Source organism: Bacillus sp. B25(2016b) (assembly GCF_001679765.1).
Taxonomy (GTDB): domain Bacteria; phylum Bacillota; class Bacilli; order Bacillales; family Bacillaceae_G; genus Bacillus_A; species Bacillus_A thuringiensis_K.
Genome location: NZ_CP016285.1, coordinates 4,577,949 through 4,592,190, shown reverse-complemented (window position 1 = coordinate 4,592,190; position 14,242 = coordinate 4,577,949). Strand labels below are relative to the sequence as shown.

Genomic DNA, 14,242 nt, shown 5'->3' with positions numbered 1-14,242 from the left:
CTGAAAAGGCTGGTGTATGCCAGCCTTTTTTATAACTACATAACTATAGGGGAGAAGGGGACATCATATGAAAAAGATTTTATTGTCAGTTGTTACAGCGCTGTCTGTATTTACATTAGCTGCTTGCGGAGGAAAAGAAGAGAATAAGCTTGTTGTTGGAGCCTCTAACGTGCCGCACGCTGTTATTCTAGAGAAGGCACAGCCAATATTAGAGAAAAAAGGTATTAAGTTAGAGATTAAAAAGTTCCAGGATTATGTACTGCCAAATAAAGCGTTAGCGGATAAAGAAATTGATGCGAACTACTTCCAGCATATTCCGTACTTAGATAAAGAAATCCAAGAAAAGGGATATAAAATTGTAAACGCAGGAAAAATCCATTTAGAGCCGATGGGTATTTATTCTAAGAAATATAAAAGCTTAAAAGACTTACCAGATGGCGGAACAGTAATTATGAGTAATAACGTAGCGGAGCGAGGCCGTATGTTAGCATTGTTACAAAAAGGCGGAGTGATTAAGCTTAAAGATGGTGTAGATGTTGTTAAGGCAACCGTAAAAGATGTAGTCGAAAATCCGAAAAACTTAAAGTTTAAAACAGATGTAGAGCCTGGATTGTCACCAAAGCTGTATGAAAATAATGAAGGTGATGCTTTATTTATTAATTCAAACTATGCAATTGATGCAAAATTAAATCCAACAAAGGATGCAATTGCGATTGAAGGAGCAGACTCTCCGTATGCAAACATCATTGCAGTTCGTAAAGGTGATGAGAAGAAAAAAGAAATTAAAGAGCTAGTAGAAGTGCTACATTCAAAAGAAATTCAAGATTTTATTAATAAAGAATATAAAGGTGCTGTACTTCCGGTAAGTGAATAATTATAAGGAAAGGACTGGAAAATTACCAGTCCTTTTTTCTTTATATAAATAAGAAGAAAGGTGTATCATAGAAAGATGCAAAGGAAATACTTATATACATTTGTGAAAAAACGGTTACTTTTTTTCGTCGTTTGCGATATCATTTTATTTGATATAAAATTAGAATGAGAATAAAATGAGAATATGAACGTTTTAGGAATTTTTAAAATGTATATATAGGATTAATGGAGGTATTGAGATGGCTGGTTCTACATTAACGGTTAAAGACTTACACGTATCAATTGATGGCAAAGAAATTTTAAAGGGTGTAAACCTTGAAGTAAAAGGTGGAGAAATCCACGCAATTATGGGACCTAACGGAACAGGTAAATCAACTTTATCTTCTGCAATTATGGGTCACCCAAAGTATGAAGTAACAGAAGGTAGCATCATCATCGACGGTGAAGATGTATTAGAAATGGAAGTAGATGAGCGCGCACAAGCGGGTCTATTCCTAGCAATGCAATATCCAAGTGAAATTAGCGGAGTAACAAACGCTGACTTCTTACGTTCTGCAATTAATGCACGTCGTGAAGAAGGCGATGAAATTTCTCTTATGAAATTTATCCGTACATTAGATAAAAACATGGAATTCCTAGAAATGGATCCAGAAATGGCACAACGTTACTTAAACGAAGGTTTCTCTGGTGGAGAGAAAAAACGTAACGAAATTCTTCAATTAATGATGATTGAGCCAAAAATCGCAATCTTAGATGAAATCGACTCAGGTCTTGATATCGATGCATTAAAAGTTGTATCTAAAGGTATTAACGAAATGCGCGGCGAAGAGTTCGGTTGCCTAATGATTACGCATTACCAACGTTTATTAAACTACATCACTCCAGACTTCGTTCACGTTATGATGAACGGTCGTATCGTTAAATCTGGTGGTCCTGAGCTTGCACAACGTCTAGAAGCTGAAGGTTACGACTGGATTAAAAAAGAATTAGGTATTGAAGACGAAACAACAGAGCAAGAAGCGTAAGAGAGGAGCATAAACATGACAATCGGTACATTACCTTTCGATCAAGAAACAATCCGTCAACGGGCAAGCGAAGTAAACGAAGCTGCTTGGTTGACTGAGTTCCGCTTACAAGCTCTTGCACAAGCAACTGAACTTCCAATGCCAACGCCTGATAAAACGAAAATTGAAAAATGGGACTTTATCGGAAAAGGCGACGCTGCTAAGCAAGAGCCTGTAAGTTCTTTAACAGAGCTTCCAGAAGCAGTGAAAAACTTAATCGATGAAAACAACAGCGTATTAGTACAACGCACTGGTACAACAGCGTTCGTTTCTTTAGCAGACGAAGCAAAAGAAAAAGGTGTTATTTTTACAGACATCGTAACAGCTGCAACTGAGCACGCTGAGCTAGTACAAAAGTACTTAATGAAAGATGGCGTGAAGGTAGACGAGCATCGTTTAACTGCACTTCATGCTGCATTAATCAACGGCGGTGCATTCGTATATGTTCCGAAAAACGTTGTTCTTGAAACTCCACTTCAAGCTGTATTCTTAGTAGACGGCGAAGAAGCTAACGTATATAACCATGTATTATTCGTAGCTGATGTGAACAGTACTGCAACTTATGTAGAAAACTATGTTGCAAATGAAAATGCTAAAGGTATTGCAAATATCGTAGCAGAAGTAATCGTGGAACAAGGCGCACAAGTTAAATTTGGTGCGGTTGATCTATTAGCAAAAGACGTAACAACTTACGTTAACCGCCGCGGTGTTGTTGGACGCGACGGCCGCATTGATTGGGCTCTAGGCCTTATGAATGACGGAAATACAATTTCCGAGAACGTTACAAACTTAATGGGCGACGGTTCATATGCTGATACGAAAACAGTAACAATTGGCCGTGGTAACCAAACACAAAACTTTACAACTAAAGTTGTTCACTTCGGTAAACACTCTGAAGGTTGGATTTTAAAACACGGTGTACAAAAAGATAGTGCAACATCTATCTTTAACGGGATTGGTAAGATTGAACACGGTGCATCTAAATCAAACGCACAACAATCTTCTCGCGTTCTTATGTTAGATGAGAAAGCACGCGGTGATGCAAACCCAATTCTTTTAATCGACGAAGATGATGTAATGGCAGGTCACGCAGCTTCAGTAGGCCGCGTAGATCCGTACCAATTATACTACTTGATGAGCCGTGGTATTCCAAAACGCGAAGCAGAACGTTTAGTCATCCATGGATTCTTAGCACCTGTAGTAAATGAGCTTCCAATTGAAGGAGTAAAAGCACAGCTTGTTGAGGTAATTGAAAGGAAAGTTCGCTAATGAATATTCATGAAATACGCAAACAGTTTCCAATTCTTGATCAAAAAGTGAACGGCAAACAACTTGTATATTTCGATAGTGCAGCAACTTCTCAAAAACCAATTCAAGTCATTGAAACGTTAGAACGTTACTATAAAGAATATAATTCTAACGTGCATCGCGGTGTTCATACGCTCGGTACGAAAGCTACCGACGCGTATGAAGGTGCACGCGAGAAAGTTCGCAAGTTTATTAACGCGAAATCAATGGAAGAGATTATTTTCACGCGCGGAACGACAACTGCATTAAATACAGTAGCGGCTAGCTATGGTCTTGAAAATGTAAAAGAAGGCGATGAAATCGTTATTTCTTACATGGAGCACCATAGTAACATCATTCCGTGGCAACAAGTTGCGAAGAAAACTGGTGCAACTTTAAAATACCTTCCGCTTCAACCAGACGGTACAATTTCTTTAGAAGATGTTCGTCAAACAGTTACACCGAATACAAAAATCGTTTCTATTATGCAAGTTTCAAACGTGCTTGGAACGATTAACCCTGTAAAAGAAATCGGAGCGATTGCACACGAAAATGGCGCAATTATGGTCGTTGACGGTGCACAAAGTACACCTCACATGAAAGTAGATGTACAAGATTTAAACTGTGATTTCTACGCATTATCTGCTCATAAGATGTGCGGACCTACAGGCATCGGCGTATTATATGGTAAAAAAGAATTGCTGAACAATATGGAGCCAATTGAATTTGGCGGTGAAATGATTGATTTCGTAGATTTACAAGAATCTACTTGGAAAGAGCTTCCGTGGAAGTTTGAAGCAGGTACACCGATTATCGGTAATGCAATCGGACTTGGTGCGGCAATTGATTTCCTAGAAGAAATCGGTCTTGATAATATTGAAAAGCATGAGCATGAATTAGCGCAATACGCTTTAGAAAGACTATCAGAAGTAGATGGCGTTACAATTTATGGTCCAAAGCATCGCGCTGGTCTTGTTACATTTAATATTGAAGACGTACATCCTCACGATGTAGCGACTGTATTAGATGTAGAAGGCATTGCAGTTCGCGCAGGACATCACTGTGCACAACCGCTTATGAAGTGGCTAAAAGCTTCTTCAACAGCACGTGCGAGCTTCTATTTATATAATACAAAAGAAGAAATTGATACATTTGTTGAATCGCTAATCAAGACAAAGGAGTATTTCACAAATGTCATTTAATAATTTAGATACGTTATATCGTCAAGTTATTATGGATCATTATAAGAATCCTCGTAACAATGGCGTGTTAGAAGATAGTGTTACTGTTAACTTGAACAATCCAACTTGCGGCGATCGTATTCAACTTACGATGAAAGTAGAAGAAGGTATTGTGCAAGAGGCGAAGTTTGAAGGCGAAGGATGTTCAATCTCAATGTCTTCAGCTTCAATGATGACACAAGCAGTAAAAGGTAAGAAAATTGAAGAAGCACTTCAGCTTTCGAAAATTTTCTCTGACATGATGCTAGGAAAAGAGTACGATGACAGCATCGATTTAGGAGATATTGAAGCATTACAAGGCGTATGCAAGTTCCCTGCACGTATTAAATGTGCAACATTAGCGTGGAAAGCGTTAGAAAAGGGCTTAAACGAAGATAAGTAATGTTAAAGGTTCCTAAAAATGAGGTTATCTAAGGAGGGACACACCAACATGGCGAAGCAACTGCCAGATATCGGCGATTATAAATATGGTTTCAAAGACAAAGACGTTTCGATTTTCCGTGCTGGACGCGGTTTAACAAAAGAGATCGTTGAAGAGATTTCACGTATGAAAGAAGAACCACAGTGGATGTTAGACTTCCGTTTAAAATCACTGGATAAGTTCTATGAAATGCCAATGCCACAATGGGGCGGCGACTTAAATGACTTAGATTTTGATGAAATTACGTACTACGTAAAACCATCTGAGAAATCTGAGAAGTCTTGGGATGAAGTACCTGATGAAATTAAAGCAACATTTGATAAATTAGGTATTCCAGAAGCTGAGCAAAAATATTTAGCTGGTGTATCTGCACAGTACGAATCTGAAGTTGTATACCACAACATGAAAGAAGACCTAGAAGCTCTAGGAATCGTCTTCAAAGATACAGATAGCGCATTAAAAGAGAACGAAGATATTTTCCGTGAACATTTCGGAAAAGTAATTCCACCAACAGACAACAAATTCTCTGCATTAAACTCTGCAGTTTGGTCTGGTGGATCATTCATCTACGTTCCAAAAGGTGTTAAAGTTGATACACCACTTCAAGCGTATTTCCGTATTAACTCTGAAAATATGGGACAATTCGAGCGTACGCTTATCATCGTAGACGAAGGCGCACACGTACACTACGTAGAAGGTTGTACAGCACCTGTTTACACGACTAACTCACTTCACAGTGCGGTAGTAGAAATCATCATTAAAAAAGATGCTTATTGCCGTTATACAACAATCCAAAACTGGGCGAACAACGTATACAACCTAGTTACAAAACGTGCGGTTTGTGAAGAAAACGCAACGATGGAATGGATTGACGGTAACATCGGATCTAAATTAACAATGAAATATCCAGCAGTTATCTTAAAAGGCGAAGGCGCTCGTGGTTTAACATTATCTATCGCGATTGCTGGTAAAGGCCAACACCAAGATGCTGGTGCGAAAATGATTCACTTAGCACCAAACACGTCTTCAACAATCGTTTCTAAATCGATTGCGAAGCATGGTGGTAAAGTAACTTACCGTGGTATCGTACACTTCGGACCAAAAGCGAAAAACTCTCGCTCTAACATCGAGTGTGACACGTTAATCATGGATAACCAATCTACATCTGATACAATTCCTTACAACGAAATCAAAAACGATTACGTTTCACTTGAGCACGAAGCGAAAGTATCGAAAGTATCAGAAGAACAATTATTCTACCTAATGAGCCGCGGTATTTCTGAGCAAGAAGCTACAGAAATGATCGTAATGGGCTTCATCGAGCCATTCACTCGCGAACTTCCAATGGAATACGCAGTTGAAATGAACCGCCTAATCAAGTTTGAGATGGAAGGTTCTATTGGTTAAATAGAAATGCGGAGCCGCCTGTTCAGACCCGTTGGCTAAGGTTCTTTCGCACAGAAGATGCTTTTTATCTTCTCGTGCGGAAGGTTCTTAGACATGAGGGCCTAGGAGGCAAAGCTGGACAATATTTAAAGTGGAAGCGGCTTGTTCAGAATGTGAGGGGGAAGAAGTGAAGCTACCGAACATTCTAGCCGCTAGAACTGGATAATATATGTATGAAGAAAGCGCCCTGCTGTGCAGGGCGCTTTTTTGTTTTGCGGATTTGTCTTGGCTTGGGAGAGGATACCCGGGTGGGTGTTCAGCTAAATATATCAACGATTTTTCAAATATATCGATCATAAACGGGAATATATCAACGATTATTTCAATATATCAACGTTTCGACAAGGAATATCGATTTGTCGACAAGATAAGACAAAAGAAAATTCTCACATACCCCAAACATTTTATAAGAACAGAGAACGACTAGGTTTAAGACAAAGAGACTGACAAATCCACCCCTCCCTCCACTATCTGGAATTCTTTCCTGTATTAGCGAAAGTTTCTCATATAAAAAGGACAATCTTTTGCTTTTTCTCACAATGCGAGTACAATGTAAAATAGCAAGAAAAGACGAAAAGTATTTACAGGATTATTGCGTGCGCATAGCGTAAATGGCAGTAAGGAACTGAGAGGAGGTTTTTTCTCTGAATATAAATAAAGAAACAATCATCCATCTTTATCATACAAACGATATACATAGTCATTTTGAAAATTGGTCGCAAATTTCTCGGTTTGTACAAGAGGAGAAAAAGCGAAGACAGGAAGCGGGAGAGACCGTCTTGACGGTTGATATCGGCGATCATGTGGATCGTTTTCATAGTATTTCGGAAGCGACGAATGGACTTGGCAATACGAAGCTTTTAAATGAGGCGTTATATGATTATGTAACGATCGGAAATAATGAAGGAATTACGTTAGCGAAGGAGCATTTGAATCGTCTATATGATGATGCTGGATTTGAGGTGCTCGTCGCGAATTTATTTGAAAAAGAAGGGGTACGTCCGGAGTGGGCAAAGCCTTATAAATTACATACAACGACAGATGGGATTACGATTGCTTTTATCGGATTAACGGTAGCTTATCCGGAGTTTTATTATATGCTCGATTGGCATATTGAAGATCCGCTTATCCATTTAGAGTCAATTTTAGAAGAAGTGAAAGATGAGGCTCATATTACAGTTGTTCTTTCTCACCTTGGAAAAAGCATGGATGAGTATATGGCGGAGCATTATGATGTAGATGTTATTTTAGGGGCACATACGCATCATTTATTTGACCGAGGCGTTCTTATTAATAATACGTTACTTTGTTGTTGTGAAAAGTGGGGACGTTACGTTGGGCACGTTCAGCTTACTGTGGATAAAGAGACGAAGAAGCTGTTGAAAAAGGACGGTAGAGCGATTAAGACAGAACGTTTAGGTGCTTACAGCAAACCGTTATCCACAATTGAATTGCTGCAGGAAGAAAGTAAACAGATTATGGCAGAGCCTGTCGTTCATGTAAAGGAATCATTGCCAGTCGATTGGTTTCAGGAAACAGCATTTTCGCACATGTTAGCAAATGCGCTGAAAATGTGGTGCGGTGCAGAGATTGGAATGGTGAATGCGGGTGTACTTCTTGAAGGATTAGAAGAAGGTGTTGTGACGCGCGGAGATATTCACAGAATTTGTCCACATCCAATTAATCCTTGTGCTTTGAAAGTTCCAGGAAAGATATTAAGAGAAGTTATTTTGAAAGCACGTAAACCGAATATGGAGAATCTTGAGGTAAAAGGATTCGGATTTCGGGGAAAAGTGATGGGGAAAATGATTTACGCTGGTGTAGAAGTCATTCCAGATACGATTCCCGGGAATAAAATTTTACTCGAAGATGTATTAATTAACGGGGAATCGCTGGAATTAGATCGTATATATACAGTAGGAACGATTGATATGTTTACATTTGGCTACTTATACCCAGAGCTATCCACACTTTCTGACAAACAATATTATATGCCAGAACTACTTAGAGATGTGTTAACAGATATGTTAATAACTTATACATCTTCCGTTAAACTATAGGCTAGTTAACTTGTAACACTCATTTTTCTCTTGTCATACAGATAAGAAAGAGAGGAGTGTGAACTATGGTTAATGTGGAGCCAATTATAATTGATAATTATACGTTTATTGCAGTTAGCGTGAAACTTCCAAAGACGAATTTGCTAGCTGTAATGAGCGATAAAGGATATATTATGTGTGGTGCATTAGATGTAGGTCTTTTAAATGAGAAATTAGGTGATCGAGGAATTATTGCTGGCCGTGCGGTTGGTGTAAGAACGATTGAACAACTTCTTGAAGCGCCACTAGAATCGGTAACGACTGGAGCTGAAGCATTAGGCATTCCAGCAGGAACGATTGGAAAAGAAGCATTATTAAAAATGAGATAAGCATATATCGTCCCTCCTTCTTGCATAGAAATGATATAAGAAGGAGGTTTTTTTATGAGTATATTTCGCTCGAAAAACTCGCGGTTTCGAAAGGGACCTATTGCCTTTCGGTATATACTGCTTATGTCGTTTATTCTTTTTGTTATATTACTTACGCAAGGGTTGTGGATTGTGAATAATAATATTCAGCCGACCTTAATTAAATATGGGGAAGTAGAGACACATAAAATGGCGACAGCAATTATGACGAAGGCAGTAAAGGATCGAATTAATGAAGGATTCGATGTCGATTCATTAATGAAAGTACAGAATGATAAAAACGGAAAAGTATCCACAATTAATTTAAATACGAAGCAAGTAAATGAAATCGTAACGTCAACGACCACGTACATAGAAAAATATTTGCAACAAGTAGAACAAGGGAAGTTGAAGGAGCTAGGTATTTCTGAAAAAAATGGGGCGACTATGGCAGTTCCTTTTGGGCGTGTAACGGATAATGCACTTCTTGGTAATATAGGACCAGATATTCCAATTCATTTCACGCCAATTGGTCATGTGAATACAGATATTAAACAAAAAATTGAGCCGCATGGGATTAATACTACAGCGATTCAAATTGTTATGGAAATGGAAGTAACATTGCAAGTAATTATTCCATTTCATACGAAAGAGATAACGGTGAAACAAAATGTTCCAATTGCGACGCGTATCGTTCAAGGGGAAGTGCCTACGTATTATGGAAGCGGAAGTGTTGCTGTACCTGATAAAAAGAAAACAGATAGTTAATTGCATATAAAGTGAAACTCGGCTGAGCCGGGCTTTTACTGGATAAAAAATAACCGTAGCAATGCGCTACGGTTATCGTTTTGTATTTGCTCGTTCTTTGCGTTCCCAAAGGCTTAAATGCATGTATGGATCGAAGGCCCATTCTGTATAGCCATTGTCTTTATACATGCCAAAATGTAAGTGGGGTGGAAATTTTCCGGCTGTACCAGGAGGTCCATAACCAGTGCTACCAACAAATCCGATTACTTTTCCTGGTTCAACAATTTGTCCAAGCTGTATTTCTTTTGAAAACCCGCCTAAATGGGCGTAATAATGGTAATTGTTATGAAGGTCACGAATACCAATGCGCCATCCACCAAGGCGGTTCCAACCTTTCGTTTCAATAATGCCATAGCAAGTCGATCTTACTGGCACGCCATATCCGGCGAAAATATCGGTTCCTTCATGAATCCTTCTGCCGCCAAAACTTCTTCCAGCGCCGAAAGTACTACGGTAGCTATGGTCACTACGAATCGGAAGAGGAAAAGCATTTCCTTCTAAATTAATACGTCCATAATGTTTATAAATTTGGGCGTATTCGCTAATTAAATCAACTGTTTTTGCACGTCTATAATATTCCCAAAGCATAATTTTAATACGGTCTTCTGACGTTCCTTGTTTCCTTAAAATAGTCGCTGCGGTATGCAGAAGATCACGGTCGCTATTTGCATTTGCAAATCCATCTTTGTCACCATCTAAACCTATTCCGCCAAATAGAGAAATTGTATGGGGGAGAGTATCGTTACTATTAATAGGCCCAGCCCATATTTCTGGTTTGAAATAAAGGGAAATGATGGCATCTGGTTTTTTCGGAATATCTTTTCTTACGCTCCGTATATTTCTTTCATATTGATCCATTGCAGCTAAGTAATACCATGGAATGCCTGAAGACTGCTCGGTTTCTTTATATAGTGCCATGCGCTTTTCGTATATGCTTTGCTGATTATCTTCACCGTAAGCGATGTTTTGGTGGAGAAGAAAACAAATAGAAAGCAAAAGAGAAATTTTTCGAAGCATGAAATAGACTCCTTTCACAACATCACTCTTTTTAGTGTGGGATATACGGAGTATTTCATTATAGGGAACGATTGGAAAAAATCTTAGAATCTTCATTTGAGCAAATCGCTTTCATACGTTAGAATAGATATGTTACATTGAAAGAAGCGAACACGGTAAACTATTTCATATTGTGCGGAGTTGATAACCATGACAAAACAAACAGAATATAAGCGCAAGCCCGAATGGTTGAAAATTAAGTTAAACACGAATGAAAACTATACAGGCTTAAAGAAAATGATGCGTTCTAAGAATCTTCATACCGTTTGTGAAGAGGCAAAATGTCCGAATATTCATGAATGCTGGGCTGTAAGAAAAACAGCAACATTTATGATTTTAGGTGCGGTTTGTACACGTGCTTGTCGTTTTTGTGCGGTTAAAACAGGCTTACCAACTGAGCTTGATTTACAAGAACCAGAACGCGTAGCAGATTCAGTAGTTCAAATGGGTTTAAAGCACGTTGTTATAACAGCGGTTGCACGTGATGATTTAAAGGACGGGGGAGCAGCTGTTTTTGCTGAAACAGTACGCGCAGTACGTCGTAAAAACCCATTCACGTCTATCGAAGTATTACCATCTGATATGGGTGGAGTAGAAGAAAACTTAAAAATGTTAATGGATGCAAAACCAGATATTCTAAACCATAACATTGAAACAGTACGTCGATTATCTGACCGAGTTCGCGCTAGAGCAAAATATGAACGTTCATTAGAGTTTTTACGTCGAGCGAAAGAAATGCAGCCTGATATTCCAACTAAATCGAGCATTATGGTGGGCTTAGGTGAAACGAGAGAAGATTTAATTGAAGCAATGGATGACTTACGTGCAAACAATGTGGATATTTTAACTCTTGGGCAATACCTACAACCATCTAAGAAGCATTTACCAGTTCTTAAATATTACCCACCAGCAGAATTTGCAGAGCTTAAAGAAATTGCACTTAGCAAAGGATTTAGCCACTGTGAAGCTGGCCCACTTGTGCGTTCTTCTTACCATGCGGACGAGCAAGTACGTTCTGCAAAAGAAAAAACAGCAGAAGCTAAATAATGAAAAAAGAGAGCTAGCGATTAGCTCTCTTTTTGTTTGTACTCTAAAACGGTATTTGTACATGTTAATAAAATCTTTTTTAATTCTTCTGTGGATAATTCAATTGTAAATTCAGGAACACCAGGTGTAATTAAAATTTTATCGTACGTATAAATAGCGTTATCCACAATAATTGTTACATCGTGTGAATATCCGAAAGGAGCTACACATCCCGGCGTACAACCAGTTTTGTCTCGCAGTTCATCAGGAGAACAGAGAGATAAGCGTTCTCCTGTTAGCTCTTTCATCTCCCCCCGGTTGAGCCTTGTGCCCTCTAACGTAAAAAATACGTAATAATCTCCAGACTTTGATTTTAAAAATAAGCTTTTACTTGGAGTGCCTTGTAAGCCAAGTCTCTCACGTACGATCCGATCCGTCTCATAATCGAGTACTGGTTCGTGTTCGAATTTTTCATAAGAAACATTTGTTTTATGTAGTAAAGCAAGTACGTCTTCGTACATATGAAATGATACCCCTTTCTATTGTTAGAACAGTCTCTTCTCGTGGCGTCAACTGAATGTTTTGGAAAGGGATATTACTTGGACGATGCTTCCCATAAGCGTTTTATGATACATTGTTCGTCGATTGTAATTTCGTAAATATCAGGATTGGTTAAAGTTCTCCATTCATTAAAGCCAATCGTATGATCAAAATGCTTTAAAATGAGCGTAAGTAAATTGCCATGTGTAACAAGTAGTGTTGTCGTATGGTTTAATTGTAAAACGTCTTGAATAAGCGAAATGGCACGGTCTGTTGCTTGTTTTGTTGACTCTCCGCCTGAAAAGGCAATATCTATGTTCGTAAAAGTGGATTCTAGTTTTTGCATCCAATCATCCATTGGAACGTTGCTCAATATGCGTTCAGTTAATCGTTCATCTTCTTGGATAGATAAGTTAGCTTGGAGCGCATAGGGCCGAATGGAATCGATAGCTCGGACAAATGGGCTTGAAATAATATGATCGATTTGTAGATGATTTTCTAAGAGGAATGTAGCAAGAGTATTTGCTTGGTCTTTTCCATCGGTCGTTAATTCATCATCACGTTTTTGCCCAGTTGCTGAACAATGTCGTATTACAATAATTTTCTTCATAATTCATCCCCATCTTTCAAGTTGACGCTATATACTTCGACAAATGTGGAAATAATTCCTTTTTCTTGGAAACGGCATATTGATTTAAATATGTGGAAAATTAATGTGGATAATGAACATTTGAGGTGCAATCATGAATAAAATGATATGTATTGTATTTAGTCTTTGTTTTTTTATACACTTGTCCACAACTTATGCAGAGTCGAATCAAAAAGTAAATTATCAAGCAATCGAAATAAGTCATTTGTGAGTGAGGATGTTTTTTATAAACAGTTAGACAAGAAAATCTATAAAGAATACAATAATGCAGCATATAGTGTTCGAAAAAAAATCTTATTTAAAGAAGTGGCTGATGAAGAATTTTCTTTCCTACAAAAAACAGCCATGGGTCGTCGGAGTAGTGTGATGCTTCAAGATTTTTTTGTTCATCCTGATCGCCAAGTTTATTTTTTCGCTTCCTTTTCTCAAAATGAGGTAGAAGAGTTTCATGAATATATCGTTATAGATGCAGAAACAAAGAGGGAGCTGCAAGAGGGCAAAAGTTATTATCAGTGTGGTAATTCATATAAAAAATAAACCACCAATTTTGGTGGTTTATTTTTTACTCCGGCACACTCATTAATTTCGCTTTCATCTTGCGAATAAGAACGACAGCGCCAATTGTACAGAGAAGTGTAATTCCTTCGGCAACGAAGAGATTGATTGTTTTTGTTTGGTAAAGTGCCGCGAAAAAGTCTACAAATGCGTGGAATAGTATAGCGTATACTAGGAAGATATATTTCTTCTGTTTTACTGCGTATAAAACAAGCATTGTAAAGGCGATTTGAAGCACGAGTGCCATAATTCTTTCTAAGCTACCAAGGAAGTATAAGTAGGCAGGTTGCTGAATTAACATGTCCTGTAAAATGCTGAGCTCGGGTTTTTGTTCAATCAGTCGAGCGAAGCTACCATCGTTAATAGAATTAGCAAAGATTAATGCTTGTAATGCAGAAAAACCGCCAATTAAAATAGATTCAATTCCGCCGTGACCTATTCCATAAGCGAAGCCATCTTTATATTCTAGATATTTTTTTAGTAAGAAGAAGAAGGCAACGAAGCGTCCTAATTCTTCAAAAATACCAGCAGTCAATCCGCCATAAATTGCGAAGACAAACGGATTTTCTAAAAATGGAGCGATTGTTGGATTACCGCGCATAAATAGGTGGAATGGTGTTTCAAGAATTTGGGTAAATCCGATAAAGATAAGAACACCAATGCCGACCACTTTCCAATTAATATGATATTTTTTACGGAAATAAACGAGTACGATAATTGGGACCAGAATCGAGACAATGAGTTGAAAGATGATGCTGGCAATTACAGTATTTGAAACCATACTTTCACCGCTTTCTAATATATGTACATATCTATTATGCATGAAATAGG

Annotated in this window: 14 protein-coding genes and 1 pseudogene; 11 read left to right on the top strand and 4 right to left on the bottom strand. The window is 38.2% G+C overall.

The window, feature by feature from the left end; all coding sequences use genetic code 11:
- Positions 1-67: 67 nt before the first annotated feature.
- The 9 genes from metQ (at position 68) to yunB (ending at position 9,546) form a co-directional block, all read left to right on the top strand.
- Positions 68-874 (top strand): methionine ABC transporter substrate-binding lipoprotein MetQ, encoded by an 807-nt coding sequence (gene metQ, locus BAQ53_RS23620; RefSeq protein WP_000722399.1) that lies wholly within the window; start codon positions 68-70, stop codon positions 872-874.
- A gap of 238 nt (positions 875-1,112) precedes the next feature.
- Positions 1,113-1,898, top strand: a complete 786-nt coding sequence (gene sufC / locus BAQ53_RS23615; protein WP_000929160.1) for a Fe-S cluster assembly ATPase SufC — start codon at positions 1,113-1,115, stop codon at positions 1,896-1,898.
- Positions 1,899-1,913: 15 nt separating this feature from the next.
- Positions 1,914-3,206, top strand: a complete 1,293-nt coding sequence (sufD, locus tag BAQ53_RS23610) for a Fe-S cluster assembly protein SufD (RefSeq protein WP_208906296.1) — start codon at positions 1,914-1,916, stop codon at positions 3,204-3,206.
- Positions 3,206-4,426, top strand: a complete 1,221-nt coding sequence (sufS, locus tag BAQ53_RS23605; RefSeq protein ID WP_001020767.1) for a cysteine desulfurase SufS — start codon at positions 3,206-3,208, stop codon at positions 4,424-4,426. Before sufD ends, sufS begins: the two co-directional genes overlap by 1 nt.
- Positions 4,416-4,847 (top strand): Fe-S cluster assembly sulfur transfer protein SufU, encoded by a 432-nt coding sequence (gene sufU / locus BAQ53_RS23600; protein ID WP_000009525.1) that lies wholly within the window; start codon positions 4,416-4,418, stop codon positions 4,845-4,847. Before sufS ends, sufU begins: the two co-directional genes overlap by 11 nt.
- Before the next feature lie 48 nt (positions 4,848-4,895).
- Positions 4,896-6,293: a Fe-S cluster assembly protein SufB gene (gene sufB / locus BAQ53_RS23595; RefSeq protein WP_001118827.1), complete on the top strand. Its 1,398-nt coding sequence runs from the start codon at positions 4,896-4,898 to the stop codon at positions 6,291-6,293.
- 683 nt (positions 6,294-6,976) lie between these two features.
- Entirely contained in the window at positions 6,977-8,392 is a 1,416-nt protein-coding gene (locus tag BAQ53_RS23590; RefSeq protein WP_347401767.1) for a bifunctional metallophosphatase/5'-nucleotidase, read from the top strand.
- A 65-nt stretch (positions 8,393-8,457) separates the two neighbouring features.
- The gene (locus BAQ53_RS23585; RefSeq protein ID WP_000248466.1) at positions 8,458-8,760 is read left to right on the top strand and encodes a YunC family protein; all 303 of its coding nucleotides are present in this window, start codon (positions 8,458-8,460) and stop codon (positions 8,758-8,760) included.
- A gap of 54 nt (positions 8,761-8,814) precedes the next feature.
- The gene (gene yunB / locus BAQ53_RS23580; protein WP_000021793.1) at positions 8,815-9,546 is read left to right on the top strand and encodes a sporulation protein YunB; all 732 of its coding nucleotides are present in this window, start codon (positions 8,815-8,817) and stop codon (positions 9,544-9,546) included.
- Between the two features lie 72 nt (positions 9,547-9,618).
- On the opposite strand, the gene BAQ53_RS23575 is transcribed toward yunB, so the two are convergent.
- Positions 9,619-10,602: a M23 family metallopeptidase gene (locus tag BAQ53_RS23575; protein WP_000944665.1), complete on the bottom strand. Its 984-nt coding sequence runs from the start codon at positions 10,600-10,602 to the stop codon at positions 9,619-9,621.
- A 189-nt stretch (positions 10,603-10,791) separates the two neighbouring features.
- On the opposite strand from BAQ53_RS23575, the gene lipA reads away from it, so the two are divergent.
- Positions 10,792-11,688: a lipoyl synthase gene (gene lipA / locus BAQ53_RS23570; RefSeq protein ID WP_000166372.1), complete on the top strand. Its 897-nt coding sequence runs from the start codon at positions 10,792-10,794 to the stop codon at positions 11,686-11,688.
- A gap of 20 nt (positions 11,689-11,708) precedes the next feature.
- On the opposite strand, the gene BAQ53_RS23565 is transcribed toward lipA, so the two are convergent.
- Complete coding sequence (locus BAQ53_RS23565) at positions 11,709-12,188, bottom strand: YbaK/EbsC family protein (RefSeq protein ID WP_000272748.1); 480 nt, start codon at positions 12,186-12,188, stop codon at positions 11,709-11,711.
- Positions 12,189-12,262: 74 nt separating this feature from the next.
- Positions 12,263-12,817: a histidine phosphatase family protein gene (locus tag BAQ53_RS23560; protein ID WP_000721052.1), complete on the bottom strand. Its 555-nt coding sequence runs from the start codon at positions 12,815-12,817 to the stop codon at positions 12,263-12,265.
- 133 nt (positions 12,818-12,950) lie between these two features.
- Here BAQ53_RS23560 and BAQ53_RS23555 point away from each other — a divergent pair.
- Positions 12,951-13,393: pseudogene (locus BAQ53_RS23555) on the top strand (hypothetical protein).
- A 25-nt stretch (positions 13,394-13,418) separates the two neighbouring features.
- Here the strand turns inward: BAQ53_RS23555 and BAQ53_RS23550 are convergent.
- The gene (locus tag BAQ53_RS23550; protein ID WP_002164224.1) at positions 13,419-14,234 is read right to left on the bottom strand and encodes a YhfC family intramembrane metalloprotease; all 816 of its coding nucleotides are present in this window, start codon (positions 14,232-14,234) and stop codon (positions 13,419-13,421) included.
- Positions 14,235-14,242: the final 8 nt, after the last annotated feature.

Coding starts and splice junctions, on each gene's coding strand:
- metQ (WP_000722399.1), top strand. CDS start 68: ATGAAAAAGATTTTATTGTCAGTTGTTACAGCGCTGTCTGTATTTACA.
- sufC (WP_000929160.1), top strand. CDS start 1,113: ATGGCTGGTTCTACATTAACGGTTAAAGACTTACACGTATCAATTGAT.
- sufD (WP_208906296.1), top strand. CDS start 1,914: ATGACAATCGGTACATTACCTTTCGATCAAGAAACAATCCGTCAACGG.
- sufS (WP_001020767.1), top strand. CDS start 3,206: ATGAATATTCATGAAATACGCAAACAGTTTCCAATTCTTGATCAAAAA.
- sufU (WP_000009525.1), top strand. CDS start 4,416: ATGTCATTTAATAATTTAGATACGTTATATCGTCAAGTTATTATGGAT.
- sufB (WP_001118827.1), top strand. CDS start 4,896: ATGGCGAAGCAACTGCCAGATATCGGCGATTATAAATATGGTTTCAAA.
- BAQ53_RS23585 (WP_000248466.1), top strand. CDS start 8,458: ATGGTTAATGTGGAGCCAATTATAATTGATAATTATACGTTTATTGCA.
- yunB (WP_000021793.1), top strand. CDS start 8,815: ATGAGTATATTTCGCTCGAAAAACTCGCGGTTTCGAAAGGGACCTATT.
- BAQ53_RS23575 (WP_000944665.1), bottom strand. CDS start 10,602: ATGCTTCGAAAAATTTCTCTTTTGCTTTCTATTTGTTTTCTTCTCCAC.
- lipA (WP_000166372.1), top strand. CDS start 10,792: ATGACAAAACAAACAGAATATAAGCGCAAGCCCGAATGGTTGAAAATT.
- BAQ53_RS23565 (WP_000272748.1), bottom strand. CDS start 12,188: ATGTACGAAGACGTACTTGCTTTACTACATAAAACAAATGTTTCTTAT.
- BAQ53_RS23560 (WP_000721052.1), bottom strand. CDS start 12,817: ATGAAGAAAATTATTGTAATACGACATTGTTCAGCAACTGGGCAAAAA.
- BAQ53_RS23550 (WP_002164224.1), bottom strand. CDS start 14,234: ATGCATAATAGATATGTACATATATTAGAAAGCGGTGAAAGTATGGTT.